General features: G+C 62.2%; 17 protein-coding genes. 7 read left to right on the top strand and 10 right to left on the bottom strand.

Translation table 11 applies throughout. The annotated features are described in order from the left end of the window. The first annotated feature begins 3 nt into the window (after positions 1-3). Complete coding sequence (gene lpxK, locus AB4Z24_RS17170) at positions 4-1,029, top strand: tetraacyldisaccharide 4'-kinase (protein WP_441710247.1); 1,026 nt, start codon at positions 4-6, stop codon at positions 1,027-1,029. A gap of 13 nt (positions 1,030-1,042) precedes the next feature. Here the strand turns inward: lpxK and AB4Z24_RS17165 are convergent, their stop codons facing one another. Together AB4Z24_RS17165 and xseA are read right to left on the bottom strand one after the other, a co-directional pair. Beyond that, a complete protein-coding gene (locus AB4Z24_RS17165; RefSeq protein ID WP_441710245.1) occupies positions 1,043-1,288 on the bottom strand; it encodes a DUF2093 domain-containing protein in 246 nt (81 codons plus the stop codon). 108 nt (positions 1,289-1,396) lie between these two features. Beyond that, positions 1,397-2,803 (bottom strand): exodeoxyribonuclease VII large subunit, encoded by a 1,407-nt coding sequence (gene xseA / locus AB4Z24_RS17160; RefSeq protein WP_441710243.1) that lies wholly within the window; start codon positions 2,801-2,803, stop codon positions 1,397-1,399. Between the two features lie 152 nt (positions 2,804-2,955). Between xseA and purD the strand changes: the two genes are divergently transcribed. After that, the gene (gene purD, locus AB4Z24_RS17155; RefSeq protein ID WP_441710241.1) at positions 2,956-4,233 is read left to right on the top strand and encodes a phosphoribosylamine--glycine ligase; all 1,278 of its coding nucleotides are present in this window, start codon (positions 2,956-2,958) and stop codon (positions 4,231-4,233) included. A gap of 42 nt (positions 4,234-4,275) precedes the next feature. Beyond that, entirely contained in the window at positions 4,276-5,268 is a 993-nt protein-coding gene (locus tag AB4Z24_RS17150) for a patatin-like phospholipase family protein (protein WP_441710239.1), read from the top strand. An 88-nt stretch (positions 5,269-5,356) separates the two neighbouring features. On the opposite strand, the gene AB4Z24_RS17145 is transcribed toward AB4Z24_RS17150, so the two are convergent. After that, positions 5,357-5,818 carry a nucleoside deaminase gene (locus AB4Z24_RS17145; protein WP_441710237.1) on the bottom strand — a complete coding sequence of 154 codons (462 nt, stop codon included), beginning with the start codon at positions 5,816-5,818 and terminating at the stop codon, positions 5,357-5,359. A 122-nt stretch (positions 5,819-5,940) separates the two neighbouring features. Here AB4Z24_RS17145 and AB4Z24_RS17140 point away from each other — a divergent pair, with 122 nt between their 5' ends. Both AB4Z24_RS17140 and rsmD read left to right on the top strand, forming a co-directional pair. Continuing rightward, positions 5,941-6,735, top strand: a complete 795-nt coding sequence (locus AB4Z24_RS17140) for a pseudouridine synthase (RefSeq protein WP_441710236.1) — start codon at positions 5,941-5,943, stop codon at positions 6,733-6,735. Next, a complete protein-coding gene (gene rsmD, locus AB4Z24_RS17135) occupies positions 6,735-7,301 on the top strand; it encodes a 16S rRNA (guanine(966)-N(2))-methyltransferase RsmD (protein ID WP_441710234.1) in 567 nt (188 codons plus the stop codon). Before AB4Z24_RS17140 ends, rsmD begins: the two co-directional genes overlap by 1 nt. A 9-nt stretch (positions 7,302-7,310) precedes the next feature. Here rsmD and AB4Z24_RS17130 read toward each other — a convergent pair whose 3' ends face one another. The 4 genes from AB4Z24_RS17130 to AB4Z24_RS17115 all read right to left on the bottom strand — a co-directional run bounded on the left by AB4Z24_RS17130 (position 7,311) and on the right by AB4Z24_RS17115 (position 10,477). Next, positions 7,311-7,907, bottom strand: coding sequence for a DUF2239 family protein (locus AB4Z24_RS17130; protein ID WP_441710232.1), 597 nt, complete (start codon positions 7,905-7,907; stop codon positions 7,311-7,313). Between the two features lie 97 nt (positions 7,908-8,004). After that, positions 8,005-8,727: an HD-GYP domain-containing protein gene (locus tag AB4Z24_RS17125; RefSeq protein WP_441710230.1), complete on the bottom strand. Its 723-nt coding sequence runs from the start codon at positions 8,725-8,727 to the stop codon at positions 8,005-8,007. 66 nt (positions 8,728-8,793) lie between these two features. Next, the gene (locus AB4Z24_RS17120; protein WP_441710228.1) at positions 8,794-9,075 is read right to left on the bottom strand and encodes a response regulator; all 282 of its coding nucleotides are present in this window, start codon (positions 9,073-9,075) and stop codon (positions 8,794-8,796) included. Between the two features lie 115 nt (positions 9,076-9,190). Continuing rightward, a complete protein-coding gene (locus AB4Z24_RS17115) occupies positions 9,191-10,477 on the bottom strand; it encodes a sugar MFS transporter (RefSeq protein WP_441710226.1) in 1,287 nt (428 codons plus the stop codon). A 275-nt stretch (positions 10,478-10,752) separates the two neighbouring features. Here AB4Z24_RS17115 and AB4Z24_RS17110 point away from each other — a divergent pair, with 275 nt between their 5' ends. After that, a complete protein-coding gene (locus tag AB4Z24_RS17110; protein ID WP_441710224.1) occupies positions 10,753-11,088 on the top strand; it encodes a (2Fe-2S)-binding protein in 336 nt (111 codons plus the stop codon). A 149-nt stretch (positions 11,089-11,237) separates the two neighbouring features. Next, complete coding sequence (bfr, locus tag AB4Z24_RS17105; RefSeq protein WP_441710223.1) at positions 11,238-11,735, top strand: bacterioferritin; 498 nt, start codon at positions 11,238-11,240, stop codon at positions 11,733-11,735. A 22-nt stretch (positions 11,736-11,757) separates the two neighbouring features. Here bfr and AB4Z24_RS17100 read toward each other — a convergent pair whose 3' ends face one another. The 3 genes from AB4Z24_RS17100 to AB4Z24_RS17090 form a co-directional block, all read right to left on the bottom strand. After that, a complete protein-coding gene (locus AB4Z24_RS17100; protein ID WP_441710221.1) occupies positions 11,758-11,898 on the bottom strand; it encodes a hypothetical protein in 141 nt (46 codons plus the stop codon). 61 nt (positions 11,899-11,959) lie between these two features. Next, positions 11,960-13,792 (bottom strand): DNA mismatch repair endonuclease MutL, encoded by a 1,833-nt coding sequence (mutL, locus tag AB4Z24_RS17095; protein WP_441710219.1) that lies wholly within the window; start codon positions 13,790-13,792, stop codon positions 11,960-11,962. A gap of 27 nt (positions 13,793-13,819) precedes the next feature. Then, complete coding sequence (locus AB4Z24_RS17090) at positions 13,820-15,175, bottom strand: glucose-6-phosphate isomerase (protein ID WP_441710217.1); 1,356 nt, start codon at positions 15,173-15,175, stop codon at positions 13,820-13,822. Positions 15,176-15,271: the final 96 nt, after the last annotated feature.

Below are 15,271 nucleotides of genomic sequence, written 5' to 3'. Positions count from 1 at the left end.
CGCGTGCCAGCCTCCGAACCGAGCTGGTGGTACGGGCCGGACGGCGGGTGGCAGAGGTCACTTCTTTCTCCGGTCGGCGCTCTCGTCGGTAGGATCGCAAGCCGGCGGATTGAAAACGCAAAGCCCTATCGCTCATCGCTGCCGGTCATTTGTGCCGGTAACTTCACCGCGGGCGGTTCCGGAAAAACTCCGCTGGCGTTGTTCCTCGCCAAGCTCGTCGCAGACGAGGGCCGCGAGCCATGGTTTCTCTCGCGTGGCTACGGCGGGAAGCTCGAAGGTCCGGTTCGTGTTCTCCCAGCGCGCCACGCGGCTCGCGACGTCGGAGACGAACCGCTGCTCCTTGCGCGCTCCGCACCGGCTGTCGTTTCGCGCGATCGCCGCAAGGGTGCGGAAGCCATCGAGGCGATGGCCTCGAAAAACGCCGTCATCATCATGGACGACGGCTTGCAAAATCCCGCGCTCGCGAAAGATCTTGTCATCGCCCTCGTCGATCAGCGGCGCGGCTTCGGCAACGGCCTCGTCATTCCGGCGGGACCATTGCGAGCGCCGCTCGACATTCAGGGAAAACTCGCGCAGCTGATCGTGCTCACGGGACAAGGCCCCGCGGACCCATCCCTCCTGCAAACGCTGAAGGCGATATCGAGTGCGCCGATCATCACCGCCGAAACGCGTGCCCAGGGAGACGTCGCGCGCTATCAGGACAAGAAGGTGATTGCCTTTGCAGGCATCGCAAATCCCGAGCGATTTTTCTCGACGCTCGGTTCGCTTGGCGCCGATATCGTCGCGCGAAAGGCGTTCGCCGATCACCACGAGTTCAGCGAAGCGGAAGCCCGCGATCTATTGAATATCGCAGAGCGTGCACGGGCTTCTTTGGTGACAACGGAGAAAGATCTCGCGCGGCTTGCCGGAGCGACGGGTGTTCGCGCAATGCTCAGAGAGCGGGCGGAGAGCATCGCCATTCGCACGACGATCGAAGATGGAGATCTCGATATTTTGCGCCAGTTGATCCGAGGCGCGATCGTTCGCTAGCGCGCGAACGCACTCAGCGCGCGGAGGCGTTCGCGTTTTCTTTAGCGCTCAGCTCCAGGTAACGCTTAACGGAGATTTCGGCCGACGCATAAGCTTCCTGCGCGTCGACGCTCCAGTAACGAAGATCGGGAAGCGCGATCGGCTGGCCGGTTACTGCGCAGCGCACGAAGTCGCCTGGAGATAGAACCTCGAATTCGCCATCCAAGTAGCGAATCTTGGCTTCGTTGCGCAGACCAAAAAATTTCTCAATCCGATTCATCAGCTTCCGAGCCGTATCGTTCTCTCGCTACCGGACTTCATCCGGCATCCGACGATATGAATGCCGCATTTCCGGCAGCGCGCCAATTTCCAATTTATCCCAAGCGTATCAAAAAAGTGAGCCTTGTCCGCCGCGGCCGCCGGGCTTTTGGCGCGACGTTTTAACCGGACCTTTGGCCGATTTAGGATCATCGGATTGTACCGGGCCTTCGGCTCTCGCCGCAATGCTGCCGTCGGAAAACTCGACATTCAACGTCGTCCCGGCAACGACGCCCGCTGCCTGACGGATCGTCTGTCCGGCCTCGTCCCTGACGAGCGCAAAGCCACGCGACAGGATGCTGTGATAGCCCAGGGACTTGAGCAATGCGGCTTTACCATCAAGCACTCTGCGGCTGACCGCCACGCGGTTAAGCAAGGCGCGGCCGGCGCGCCTCTCCAGCGCCTCTAGGCGCTCGCCGCATCGCGCGTGTTTCTGAAGGATCGGAGCGGGCGAGAGCCTTCCGCTGACGCGGGCAAATCGCGTTGCATGAGCACGCGTGTTGGCCAGCAGCGCGCGCGACAGCCGGCGATCGATCGAGTCGAACCGCTGCCGGGGAAGCGCCACCAGATCCTGCAGTTTCGGGAGGCCGCGCGACGATGCCTTGAGGTGCGTCTTGGCGCCGTCGAGCGAGCGGCGAACGGCGGTGCGCTTGCGCAGCATGAGCTTTTCAAGCCCATCAATCAGCTCGGAATACTTCGGCACGGCCCATTCGGCGGCTTTCGTCGGCGTCGGCGCGCGGGCGTCCGCGACGAGATCGATGAGCGTCCAATCAGTCTCATGGCCGACGGCGGAAATGAGCGGAATGAGGCTCTCGGCTGCGGCCCTGACGACGATCTCCTCGTTGAAGCTCCAGAGATCTTCGAGGCTGCCGCCGCCGCGCGCGACGATCAGTACGTCGGGACGCGGAATACTGCCGCCCGTTGCGAGCGCGTTGAAGCCACGGATCGCAGCGGCGACTTCAGCGGCGCTGCCTTCGCCCTGCACGCGCACCGGCCAAATCAGAACGCGGGCCGGATAGCGCTCGTTGAAGCCATGCAGCATGTCGCGAATGACGGCGCCTGTCGGTGACGTCACGATGCCCACGACCTTCGGCAGGAAGGGACGCTGTTTCTTGCGCGCCTCATCGAAGAGGCCTTCGGCAGCGAATTTGCGCTTGCGCTCTTCGAGCAGCGCCATCAGCGCGCCGGCGCCTGCGGGTTCCAGGGCCTCGATGACGATCTGGTATTTCGACGAGCCGGGAAACGTCGTGATCTTGCCCTGGGCGATGACTTCCATGCCCTCTTCGGGCTTGAAGCGGAGCCGCCCGAACGAGCCCTTCCAGATCACGGCTTCGATCTTCGCCTTGTCGTCCTTTAGGGCGAAGTAGCAGTGGCCGGATGCGTGGGGCCCGCGGTAGCCCGAAATTTCGCCCTTGAGGCGCACATAGCCGAAGCCGTCCTCCAGGGCGCGCTTGATCGCGCCGGAAAGTTCGGACACCGAAAATTCCGGGGCGTTGGCGCCCGGGCGGGCTTCGTTCGTGTTGGGAATGGAATTCAATAGCTTACTGTTCTGTTTCGCGGTCTTGCTTGTTTCACGTTCGATGCTACACCCGATGCTACACCGAGGCCCGGATTGCAACAGGCGACCTGATGAACGTCCTTCTCCTCGGCTCGGGCGGTCGCGAGCATGCGCTTGCGTGGGCCCTGAGCGCGAGTCCTCTTCTGACAAAACTCTTCTGCGCCCCCGGCAACGCCGGGATCGCCGAGGTGGCGCAATGTATCCCCATCGATCCGGGCGACCAAGCACGCATCATTCAGTTCTGCCGCGATGAGCGTATCGAACTCGTCGTGATCGGGCCCGAAGCGCCACTGGTCGCGGGCCTGGGTGATGCCCTGGCTGAGGCCGGTATTCGCTATTTCGGCCCGTCGAAGAGCGCGGCGCAGCTCGAAGGCTCCAAAGGTTTCACCAAAGATCTTTGTCGCGCTGCGGGCATCCCGACGGCGGCATATGGGCGCTTCAGCGACGCGCAATCGGCGAAGACGTATCTCGCCAGCCAGAGCCAGCCGATCGTCGTCAAAGCCGACGGCTTGGCCGCCGGCAAAGGCGTCATCATAGCCGCCACTCGCGAAGAAGCAGAAGCAGCGGTCGACGCCTGTTTCTCGGGCAGCTTCGGCTCGGCCGGAGCCGAACTCGTCATCGAGGAATTTCTGCACGGCGAGGAAGCCAGCTTCTTTGCTCTCTGCGATGGGACGACGGCGCTAGCGCTCGCAACGGCGCAGGACCACAAGCGCGTCGGTGACGGTGATACCGGCCTAAACACCGGCGGAATGGGAGCCTATTCCCCGGCTCCGATCGTCACCCCCGAAATGCACGACCGCGTGATGCGCGAGATCATCGAGCCGACGGTGAAGGAAATGGCGGCGCGGGGCATGCCGTTCAAGGGCGTGCTTTTCGCGGGGCTCATGATCACCGCGACCGGGCCAAAGCTCATCGAATACAACGTGCGTTTCGGCGATCCGGAAACACAGGTTCTGATGATGCGGCTCAGATCGGATCTGCTCGCGGCTTTGCTCGCGACGACCGACGGCGTGCTTGCGAACTTCGATCTGAGGTGGAGCGATGACGCTGCCCTGACGGTCGTGATGGCGGCCAATGGCTATCCTGGAACGCCGCAAAAAGGCACGGAGATCAAGGGCCTGGATCAAGCGCGCGCGGTTCCTAACGTAGAAATATTCCACGCTGGCACCCGTCGCGATGGCGGGCGTCTTATTGCGGACGGCGGCCGAGTGCTAAACGTCACCGGCCGCGGCAAGACAATTGCCGAGGCGCGCGATGCCGCTTACGCAGCGGTTGCGAAGATCGACTGGCCCGGTGGCTTCTACCGCAAGGACATCGGCTGGCGGGCGTTGCAGCGAACCGAGACTTAAGGCAGGTCGCCTCGGCGGCGGACAATAGGATAACGGCACCGCATGACCGTTCTGAAGCCGCAAGCATCGTCGCCGAACGGCAGCCAGCCGGCACGAAAGCCGACGATCGGTCTCGCTCTCGGCGGTGGCGGCGCACGTGGGCTCGCCCATGTTGCCATGATCGAGGCTTTCGACGAACTCGGCATCAGGCCCGATGTGATTGCGGGAACGTCGATCGGCGCTGTCTACGGCGCCGCTTATGCATCAGGAATGTCGGGCCGCGATTTGCGCGACCATACGCGGTTCATCCTATCGCAGCGCTTCGGTCTGATCCGCGATCTCTTCACGAAAACGGCGCAGCCCTTTCAACGGCTGCTCAGCGTCTTCGGCGCGCGGAACGCCATTCTCGACCCGTTCACCGTTCTCGACGTCATTCTACCGAAAGAGGTGAAGGACACCTTCGCCGATTGCAAAATTCCGCTGAAGGTCGTCGCGTCCGACTTCTATGATCAGGAACCGAAGGTTTTTACCGAAGGCCCGCTCAGGACGGCGATTGCTGCGAGCATGGCGCTGCCTGTCCTCTTTCAGCCCGTCGTTCTCGAGGGCCGGGCGCTGATCGATGGCGGCTTGACGAACCCATTGCCGTTTGACCTGCTGCTTCCCGAAACGGACATCGTCGTTGCGATCGATGTTTCCGGCTCGCCTGTCGCGGACGGGAAGCGCGTCGCGCCGACGGCGTTCGCAGCGCTCTTTTCGAGCGCATTTCTGTTCGAGCACACCATCGTCAAGGAAAAGCTCAGGGCCAGGCAACCGGACATTTTCATCCGCGCCGGAACCAGCAATTTTCAAGTCCTGGATTTCCTGAAGTGCGACGACATTCTCGCAGCGGCGCAGCCCGCGAAGGAACGGCTGAAGCAACAGCTCGCGCGCGTGCTGTCGGTCGAGACGTTGCCCGTGCTTGAGGATGCCGCGCCCATTCAAAAGATGATCGCGGCGCCGAAACGTCCGAAGCGCCGGCTGCTTCCGCGTCCGCGCAAACGCCCTGAGCCTGAGTAAGCCGGTACGTCATCCTCGACCGAGCGCGGCATAGCCGCGTCGAAGGTCGGAGATCCAGCGCACGACTTGTCGAAGACGCAAGGGCGGATCAATCGCGGCGCAGTTCGAAGAAGGTTTTCAGCAGGGTGCTGGCGTCGTCTTCGCCGATGCCGGGGTAGACTTCGGGGACGTGATGGCAGGTCGGCTGGCTGAAGACGCGGGCGCCTTGCTCGACGCCGCCGCCCTTCGGATCGCTCGCGGCATAGTAAAGGCGCTTGAGGCGCGCGAAGGAGATCGCAGCCGCGCACATCGGGCATGGTTCGAGCGTGACGTAGAGACTGCAGCCGACGAGACGCTCATCCTCGACCTCTGTGCAAGCGGCCCGGATCGCGAGGATTTCGGCGTGGGCCGTCGGATCGCAGAGTTCGCGTGTCCGGTTCCCGGCGGCTGCCAGAACCCTGCCCTCGGCGGAGACGATAACGGCGCCGACCGGCACCTCGCCGCGGCTCGCCGCCGCTTTCGCCTCTTCCAGCGCAAGGGACATATGGCTTACGGCGTCCTTCGATGTCATAAGCTCGCTTCGCTCCCGAAAGCTCAGTGTTACCGATGGCCAGACCACCAACCAGACCAACAAAATCCAAAGTCGCCGAACCTGCCGCTCCCGCCTCCGCGCCTGAGAAGCGGGATGCGCCAATGCGCATCGCCAAAGCCATGGCCCGCGCCGGGCTCTGCTCGCGCCGCGAGGCCGAACGCTGGATCGCCGATGGCCGCGTCAGCGTCAACGGCAAGCTGCTCAGAACTCCGGCCGTGGAAGTCGGTCCGGCCGACAAGGTGTTCGTCGACGGCAAACCGCTGCCTACCGCCGAGCCGCCGCAGCTCTGGCGTTATCATAAGCCGAAAGGCATCGTCACTACGCATTCCGATCCCGAAGGCCGGCCGACGGTTTTCGACAAGATGCCGCCCGAGATGCCGCGCGTGATCTCTGTCGGACGGCTCGATTTCAATACCGAAGGCCTGCTGCTGCTGACCAATGACGGCGCGCTGGCCCGGCATCTTGAACTGCCCGCGAACGGTTGGGTCCGGCGGTACCGGGTGCGCGCAAAGGGTCGCGTCTCGCCGGACGATCTCGCGAAGCTCAAAGACGGCATCACGATCGACGGCACCGTTTACGGTCCCATCGAAGCGACGGTCGACAGCGTCCAAGGTGCGAATACCTGGCTTTCAATCTCTATTCGCGAAGGTAAGAATCGCGAAGTGAGGAACGTGCTCGCGCACCTCGGGCTGACGGTGAACCGCCTCATTCGCGTTTCATTCGGGCCGTTCCAGCTTCTCGATCTTGCGCCCGGTGCGGTCGAAGCCGTGCGGCGGAAAATACTCGTGGCGCAGCTCGGGCCCAGAGCGTCCGAAGCGCTTGGATTTTCGGAAAGTCAGGCCGAGCGCAAGGCGCGTCACGCGCGCGGGAAAGCGGCGAGCGAGGCGGACGATTGATGCGGGTGGTTGCTGGACGGTTTCGCGGCCGCGCTCTGCAAGCGCCGGACGACATGAAGATACGGCCCACTTCCGATCGCGTGCGGGAGAGCCTTTTCAATATCCTCGCGCACGGCATCGCGGATTTCTCGCTCGACGGCGCGCGCGTGATCGATCTCTTCGCGGGGACGGGGGCGCTCGGCATCGAAGCGGTGTCGCGCGGCGCTGCCTACTGTCTCTTCGTCGAGGAAGCGCCGGATGCGCGCGCGCTCATTCGCACGAACGTCGAAAATCTGGGTCTCACAGGCGAAACGCGCATCTTCCGCCGCGATGCGACGGACCTCGGTCCTGCCGGCAATATGGAGCCCTACGATCTGGCGTTTCTCGATCCGCCCTATGGCAAGGGTTTGGGCGAGAAAGCGCTGGATGGGCTCGCTCGCGGCAACTGGCTGAAGCCGGGCGCGATCTCAGTGCTCGAAGAACGCGCGGGCGTGACGCTCACGTTCTCCGACGGCTTCCAAGTGCTCGACGCCCGCACCTACGGCGATACCGAAATCACGATTCTACGGTTTGGCGCGCCGGACTAAGACGTCGGCTTACCGAGCCGCATTTTCCGCATCGGGTGCAAATGCGCCGTCGGCCAGACTGTGCATGTAATCGCGGACATCGCCCGCCCATTTCCCGGTGAGTTTTTCGAACTGCGCGCGATCGCCGGCGAAGAGTGCGCGCGTCGCTTCTTCGAAGCCCGCGAGGTTGCCCGCCATCGCCGACATGAACCGATAGGCCCGCTCCCTGGCCGCGCGAATGATGTCCGCATCCGCATTCTTGCGGCGCGCATCGTCGACAAGTTTGCGTAGCGTCACCGACGCGCCGCCCGGCTGCGCCGCCAGCCATTCCCAGTGGCGGGGCAACAGCGTTACTTCGCGAGGCACCACGCCGAGTTTCGGCCGTCCGGGGCTACGTGTCTCCTCTCCGCCTGCGGGCGACGATGGAGACTTGGGAACACGCGTGGCGGGGACATCTGCCGATTCCCGCAAGTCGAAATCAATCTGGCTGCCGGTGCCGTCATCGAAGATCAGCAGCGACATGTTCGGCTGCTTCGACGAGCGTAGTCGGATGGCCTCAATCACCTCGGCGCGCGAACCCGAGACAAAGCGGCGGGGGCCGTCGAAGGCGGTGAATTTTTGGTCCATGTCTTTTGCTCCAGGATCATCTGGAGGCAATATTACCCGGATAAAACTTTCCGTCAATATACCCGGGTAAAATTATCGTGCGCGCCACCCGCGGCCATCAAGCGACCGATGCCGCGTCTTGATCAATCGGCGCCTCCGATAATGAGACAGCCCCGCGTTGCACCCCGACAATGGCATCCCAGCGACGGACAAAGGCATCAACGCAATCGGGATCGAACTGGGTGCCGCTGCCTTTGACGATCGCGTCGCGCGCCTCTTCCAAACTCCACGCCCGCTTATATGGCCGCTCCGACGTCAGCGCGTCGAAGACGTCTGCAACTGCCGCGATCCGCCCGGAGATTGGAATTTCGGCGCCCTTCAGACCTCTCGGGTAGCCGCGACCATCCCAACGCTCATGATGAGAGCCTGCAATCTCTGAGGCGACCTGGATTAGACGCGAACCGCTTCCCGCGAGGATCTCCTCGCCAAAAAGCGTGTGCTTCTCCATCAAGTCTCTCTCGGCTGGCGTTAACGCCGCCGGCTTCAACAGTACGGCATCGCTGACGCCGATTTTTCCGACGTCGTGCATCGGCGCAGCACGATAAATGAGCCGGCATAATTCCGAGTCGAGGCCAAGGCCCTTCGCGATGATGAAAGAATATTTGGCCATCCGGAGGATGTGCGCGCCGGTCTCGCTGTCGCGGAATTCTGCCGCCCGTGCCAGCCGAAGAATGATTTCTTCCTCGCGTTTCACGATGAGCCGGGTGGCGGATTCCACCTCCGCCGCGAGCCATGCGGCTCGATCCTTGAGCTTCTTTTGTGCCTCTCTCAGCTTCAGCAAGTTTCTAAGCCGGGATTTCACATCGATATGATCGAAGGGCCGTTGCAGAAAGTCGGTGGCTCCGAGTTAAAGGGCTTTATATCGGACCGTCGTTTCCTCGCTGGCGGTGAGCATGATGATCGGGATGTCGGCGGTCCACGCTGCCTTTCGCAGCGCGGCGATGACTTCGAGGCCATCCATTTGCGGCATGTTGTAGTCGACCAGAAACAGATCGACATCGAGATTTGGCGCGTCGGCCAGTGCGCGGGCCGGGTCTGCATAGGTCAGTGGGGTCGCGCCGACGGCGCGAACGAAGTCGCTCATAAATGCTAGATTGGCGCGGCTATCATCAATAATAAGAATATTCATGAACGGCATTTAGATCATGAACGTGTGAAATATCTCTTTCCGTGGTATATCAGGAAGGAAAAATGGCCATAAGCCTTGGGATTTGATTGGTTTTTTTGTTATTTCGCCCGCAGATCTATTTCGAATTAATTCGGCCGAACCCCTGCATTCCGTAATAAAGGATGTACAAATAACTCGGCACTGCGAGCAGCAGATACGCGAGTTGGAAATCGACGTGCTGTTTCAATATGCCGAACACATAAGGCATCAGCGCGCCGCCCGAAATCGCCATGATCAGGAGCGCGGAGCCCGTCTCGGTATGGGTGCCGAGGCCGCGGATCGCGAGCGGAAAGATGGCAGGCCACATCATGGCGTTGGCGAAGCCGAGCGCGGCGATGAACGCGACCGACGCGTATCCGGTCGTGAGATAAGCGCCGATCGTCAGCACGACGCCCAATGCCGCTGACAGCGCGAGATAGGTTTGTTGCGAGACGACGCTCGGCACGACGAGCAGGCCTGCAAGATAGCCGAGTAGCATCGCGAAGAGCGTGTAGGACGTAAAGAAGCGCGTCGCCTCGAGCGAAAGGCCGAAACCCGTTCCGTAAAGTCCAATCGCATCTCCTGCCAACACTTCGACGCCGACGTAGAGGAAGATGCAGAGCATGCCGAGCCAAAGATGCGGAAAATCGAAAATGCTCGGCGTTCCGGATTTCTCCTCCGCATCGGCCCCCGTCGCATCGGCCGGTGCGGTTCTGAGATCGGGCAGCCCCGAGCGGGCAATCCATAGTCCGAGCATCGCGAGCAACACTGCCATCAGCATGTACGGCCCGTAGACACGCGCGGCGAAAGCATCGAGCAACGCTTCGCGGGCTTCAGGCGTCGGCGCGCTCGCCACTTCGGCATCGAAGCTATCGAGACCCTTCAGCACGAGCGCCGCGAAGACGAACGGCGCGATGACGCCTGCAAACTTGTGGCAGATACCCATGAGCGCGATGCGGCGTGCGGCGCTCTCATGCGGACCCAGGATGCACACATACGGATTCGCAGCGGTCTGCAGAAGCGACAGTCCAGCGCCAATGACGAACAGCCCTGTGAGCGTGCCGGAATACTGGCGCATCGTTGTGAATTCACCGAACACAACGGAGCCGATGGCCATCACGAACAGACCGATCGACATCCCCTGCTTCATACCCGTCCGGCGGAGAACGGCGGACGCGGGCAGCGCCAGGAAGAAGTATGAGAGGTAGAACGCCATCGGCACGAGGAAGGCGTTCACATCATCGAGATTGAATGCGAGTTTGACGAAGCTGATCAGAGGGCCGTTTAGCCACGCCACGAAGCCAAAAATGAAGAAGAGGATGGCGATTGTGGCGATGCCTCTCGCCTCATCATCCTTGGCCGTCTGAACCTTCGGTGAGCTCATCAGGCACTCGCATTCGCGTTGGTAAACGACAATTGCCGTCGAAAATTCCTGCAAAACCGGGGCCTAGCGTGTTGGCGAGACGCCGCGACGCAGGTAAAATCTGACTTCTATGCCCGCAGTCGCTTAGAATCTTTTGATTATTCTCTGCAGCCGTACTATCTCCAAGTGGCAAAAAGGGTGCTTGACGAAAGTATACTTTTTTGACCAACTATCACGTGTTACCCTACCGGGTATCCGATGCCGGGGCCTTGAACCCCGTTTGATTGGAGCCGAAAGTGATCGTCTGCTCGTGCGCCGTAATATCTGACCGCGATATCGATGTCGCCGTCTCCGAAATCATGAGCACGGGACCTGGCATCCTCCCGACTCCGGGCGTCGTGTTCCGGCACCTCAACAAAAAGATGAACTGCTGCACGTGTGCGCCTGTAACGGTTGCAGCAATTTATGCCGCCATGGACCGCTTGGCCGAGACGACCCGCGTTTGTCCCTTCGTTCTCGCCGAAGCCCGCGCCAAGCTCATCCGCATCGAAGAGCGGCGGCAGCAGCGCCAACAGCGCATCAATGCCGAAATTGCGCGGCGCGGCCGCCGCCCTCAGCGCGCAATCGCGTAAAATCTCGTCTTCAGAACAGTTTATGCATTTCCCTCCGCCAAGTTGGCGGAAGGCTCTGGTTTAGCCCGCCCTAATCCGCTAGTTGTCTACTTTAGAATGTTTCTGGACTTCGAGGCCAGAAGCATCAAGGCAGATTTTTGGAGCGGCGCATGAAGGGTAACGACGAAATTATCACCCGTTTGAACGAGGCACTTAAGCTCGAACTGGGTGCCGTCAACCAATATTGGCTACATTACAGGCTGCTGGACAACTGGGGCTTCAAAAAGCTCGCCAAGAAGGAACGGGAAGAGTCCATCGAAGAAATGCACCATGCGGATCGTCTGATCGACCGCATTATCTTCCTCGAAGGGCATCCGAACCTTCAGTACGTCGCCCCGCTGATGATCGGCGAGAACATCAAGGAAGTTCTCGAATGCGATCTCAAGGGTGAGCAGATCGCCCGGGAGTATTACAAAACCTCGCGCGAGATCTGCTTCAACCACGGCGATTACGTGACGAAGATGCTGTTCGATGACCTCCTCAAGGACGAGGAGAGCCACATCGATTTCCTCGAAACGCAGCTTGAGCTTTTGAACACCATCGGTGTCGCGCTTTACGGCCAGCTCAATGCGGCAAGCGCCGACAAGGCGGAAGGCGACGCCTCGTAACTTTTTCACGCGGGCGGCCGTCTCATCTGAGGCGGCCGCACGCGTTTTCCGTCTCCATGGTCGGCGGGGTAGCCACCACAACAACCGTCATGCCGACGTAGGTCGGCATCCAGACAAGCTTCAGAAGAACGACAGACGCGGTCCGTTCGAGGGCAAACAGCAATCGCGAACGCCTTGCTCGTTGCCTGGATCCCGGCCTTCGCCGGGATGACGACGTTGCGGGATTACCGCCGCCCGAACAGGCGCTCGATGTCGGATAGCTTCAGTGCGACGTAGGTCGGGCGGCCATGGTTGCATTGGCCAGAATAGGGCGTCGCTTCCATCTGGCGAAGCAGGGCGTTCATTTCCTCGACTGTTAGCCTGCGTCCCGAGCGGACGCTGCCGTGGCAGGCCATCCGCGACGCGACGCTGTCGAGCCGGTCCTTCAAGGCACGCGCGGTGCCGTCGCTCCGAAGCTCCGCCGCGAGATCCTTGACGAGGCCTTCGACGTCGGTTTCGCCGAGCAGCGCCGGGACCTCGCGAACCGCGACCGCGCCTCCGCCAAAGCTTTCGATCACAAGGCCAAGCTCCGCCAGCTCGTCGCTGCGGGCGACGAGACTATCGGCGTCGTCATCGTCGAGTTCGATGATGGCCGGGATCAGAAGCCCTTGGCGAGCGACGCCGCCACTCGCGAGCGATGCCTTGAGCTTCTCGTAGACGAGGCGTTCGTGCGCGGCGTGCTGATCGACGATGACCAGACCGTCGCGCGTCTGCGCCACGATATAATTCTCGTGGACCTGCGCTCGCACGGCGCCAAGCGGCTTGTCGACCGTTTCGCCTGCCGCGACCGGCTCCGCCAATGTCCGCGCGTCGGCGCTTGGGGCGTCGAGCACGGTAAAGGGCGCCTGCGCCCCTGCAGCGAAGCTTCCGTTGAAGGTTGGCGAGGCGCGCGGCGGCGCCCATTGGTAAGCCGCATCCGATGAAGGCGGCGGAGGCATTGCAGCATTCGGCAAAACTCCGGCGGCGAAGCTTTCGACCGTCAGCACGCCGCCTTGCGCGGATGCGCGATGTCCGGCCGTCGCCAGCGCATCCGACAGCGCCCGGACCATCAGGGCCCGCACGCGTCCGGCATCGCGAAAGCGGACCTCGGCCTTGGCGGGATGGACGTTCACATCGACATCGGACGGCGCGACGTCGAGAAATAGCGAGAGCAACGGCGAGCGGCCGCGGGGAATGAGATCGCCATAGGCCGCGCGGACGGCGCCGATCAGCAGCTTGTCCCTCACGGGGCGGCCATTGACGAAGAGGAACTGCTGCGTGCTGTCCTGCCGGTGAAGCGTCGGCAGACCGGCGAAGCCGAAGACGCGCATCGGCGCGGATGCACCGTTTCCCGCACCCGAGACTTCGAGCGCATCGTCCATGAATTCGCGCCCCATGATGGCGCCGATGCGTTCGAGCCAAGCCGCGGACGAGCGGTCGCCGCGCGCGAAGATCGCGGGCTTCTTTTCACCGGTCTGCAGCGTGAAGCCGATATCGGGATGCGCCATCGCGAGACGGCGGACGATGTCCGTCACGGCCATGGCCTCGGCGCGCTCGGATTTCAAAAATTTGAGGCGGGCGGGCGTCGCGGAAAAGAGATCGCGCACTTCAACGACAGTGCCGCGATTGACGGCGGCAGGGCCGACCGGCGCTTTCGCGCCTCGCGTGACGACGACGGCCGCGCCCTGGTTCGCATCCGCAGGGCGCGAGCGGATTTCGAGACGGGCGATCGAGCCGATGGACGGCAGAGCTTCGCCGCGAAAGCCGAGACAGCGAATGTCGAAGAGATCTTCCTCATCGAGCTTCGACGTGGCGTGTCGTTCGACGGCGAGAAGCAAATCCTCGGGCGTCATGCCGGAGCCGTCGTCCGTCACGCGGATGAGCGACAGGCCGCCGGCGGCGATGACGATCTCGATCTGCGTTGCGCCCGCGTCGATCGCGTTCTCGACGAGTTCCTTGATGACGCTTGCGGGGCGTTCGACGACCTCGCCGGCCGCAATGCGGTTGACCGTTTCTGGCGAAAGCTGCCGGATCGCCACCGCTAACGTCCCCCGATCGAAAGCTTCTTAAGCGCCTTTCGCGAGGCGCTCCTTGGTCAGGATTTTCGCAAGCTCGACCGCCGGTTGATCGAACGGATCGACGCCCAGCAGGCGGCCCGCGAGAATCGTTTCGATCATAAAGTGCATCACGATCGCGCCGATGGTTTTTTCATCGAGTTTTGCAATGTCGATTGTTCGCACCGGGCGGCCGGCGCGGGCCAGAGCCTCGGGAACGGCGTGCGATTGGGCCGCGACGATGTCGCCGACGGTGTGGCCGCCGAGCATATCGGCACCGGCTATGCGTGCGAGCTCGGAATCGATTCGCAGGCCGACACCCTCACTCGCGACGCGAACGACCGTCAGATAATGGTCGCGCGGACCGTCCATGAAGAGCTGGAGCTGGCTGTGCTGATCGAGGGGCCCGAGCGCGCCGAGCGGCGTCGTGCCCTCACCGCCCTTGCCCAGGCTTTCCGCCCAGAGTTGCACGAACCATGCGGCGAGGCGTCCGAGCCTGTCGTTGTACGGCATCATGACGAGCGTCTTGATGCCCTTCTCTTTCGAGAGCGCGACGGCGGTCGCGGCACCGACGGCGGGGGCGAAATCCTGCGGTTTGCCCGATGCGAGGAGTGCGTCGACCACGCTTTTGGCGCCTGCCCGGATGGCGCGCGGATCGAGGCCGCGGGCGATGGCTGGCAGCAGGCCGACGTTGGTCAGGCATGAGAAGCGGCCGCCGATGCCGGTGTGATGCTCCAGCAGCGGAATGGCGAACTTCGAGAATAGCGTTCTGAGGCCGTTCGCCTTGCCGGGCTTATCCGGCTCGGTGATGCCTAAGAAGAGTTTCGGAATTTCAGCTTCGAGACCGGCCGCCTTGACCGCCGTCAGCGCCGCGATGGCCTGTGCCAATGTCTCGGCGGTGCCGCCGGACTTCGACGTCACGATGAAGCGCGTCGATGCGAGGTCGAGGGATTTGAGAACGCTCTCGAGCGTGCCGCCGTCGAGGTTGGCGTAAAATCTGGTGCGCGGGCGATTGCGCTGACCCGGCAGGGCGACGCCTGCGATATTCCAACCGGCGAGCTGCGCGAACAATTCGCCGCCGAGGCTCGAGCCGCCGGTGCCGAAGAACACGATCGTCTTCGCGCCTTCGCTGAGCTTCGCGTATGCCGCTTCGGCGTCGGCGATGTCCTGCTCGTCTTCGGCGATCCGAAGAAGCGGGAGCTTCCCAGTGCGATATTCATCTTTCAGCGTTTCGACGTGAGGCGCGATGCGATCGACCCATGCCGAATGCTTGGAAGGCGCGAGGCCGTATTCGCCAATCGCGCCTTCGAGACATCCGTCAATGCTCTGTCGAAACGTACTTTCTTCGTGCCGGTGCCCGTCTTGCATCGCCGCTCAACGCTCCTTGTTCAAATCTGTTCCGGCCTAGCCGATTTCAGATGTGCGGCCAAGAGCGCAAGATGCTCTTGGCCGTTTCTGGAGCAG

This window comes from Hyphomicrobium sp. 2TAF46, assembly GCF_052114865.1.
In the GTDB taxonomy this organism is placed as follows: domain Bacteria; phylum Pseudomonadota; class Alphaproteobacteria; order Rhizobiales; family Hyphomicrobiaceae; genus Hyphomicrobium_B.
Note: the sequence above shows the minus strand (reverse complement) of the source record. Positions and strands in the feature narration are given on the sequence as shown.

What these genes read in the sequence shown, in the direction of transcription:
- AB4Z24_RS17165 (WP_441710245.1), bottom strand. Translation starts at nt 1,288, where the DNA reads ATGAATCGGATTGAGAAATTTTTTGGTCTGCGCAACGAAGCCAAGATT.
- purD (WP_441710241.1), top strand. Translation starts at nt 2,956, where the DNA reads ATGAACGTCCTTCTCCTCGGCTCGGGCGGTCGCGAGCATGCGCTTGCG.
- AB4Z24_RS17150 (WP_441710239.1), top strand. Translation starts at nt 4,276, where the DNA reads ATGACCGTTCTGAAGCCGCAAGCATCGTCGCCGAACGGCAGCCAGCCG.
- AB4Z24_RS17145 (WP_441710237.1), bottom strand. Translation starts at nt 5,818, where the DNA reads ATGACATCGAAGGACGCCGTAAGCCATATGTCCCTTGCGCTGGAAGAG.
- AB4Z24_RS17140 (WP_441710236.1), top strand. Translation starts at nt 5,941, where the DNA reads ATGCGCATCGCCAAAGCCATGGCCCGCGCCGGGCTCTGCTCGCGCCGC.
- rsmD (WP_441710234.1), top strand. Translation starts at nt 6,735, where the DNA reads ATGCGGGTGGTTGCTGGACGGTTTCGCGGCCGCGCTCTGCAAGCGCCG.
- AB4Z24_RS17130 (WP_441710232.1), bottom strand. Translation starts at nt 7,907, where the DNA reads ATGGACCAAAAATTCACCGCCTTCGACGGCCCCCGCCGCTTTGTCTCG.
- AB4Z24_RS17120 (WP_441710228.1), bottom strand. Translation starts at nt 9,075, where the DNA reads ATGAATATTCTTATTATTGATGATAGCCGCGCCAATCTAGCATTTATG.
- AB4Z24_RS17115 (WP_441710226.1), bottom strand. Translation starts at nt 10,477, where the DNA reads ATGAGCTCACCGAAGGTTCAGACGGCCAAGGATGATGAGGCGAGAGGC.
- bfr (WP_441710223.1), top strand. Translation starts at nt 11,238, where the DNA reads ATGAAGGGTAACGACGAAATTATCACCCGTTTGAACGAGGCACTTAAG.
- AB4Z24_RS17090 (WP_441710217.1), bottom strand. Translation starts at nt 15,175, where the DNA reads ATGCAAGACGGGCACCGGCACGAAGAAAGTACGTTTCGACAGAGCATT.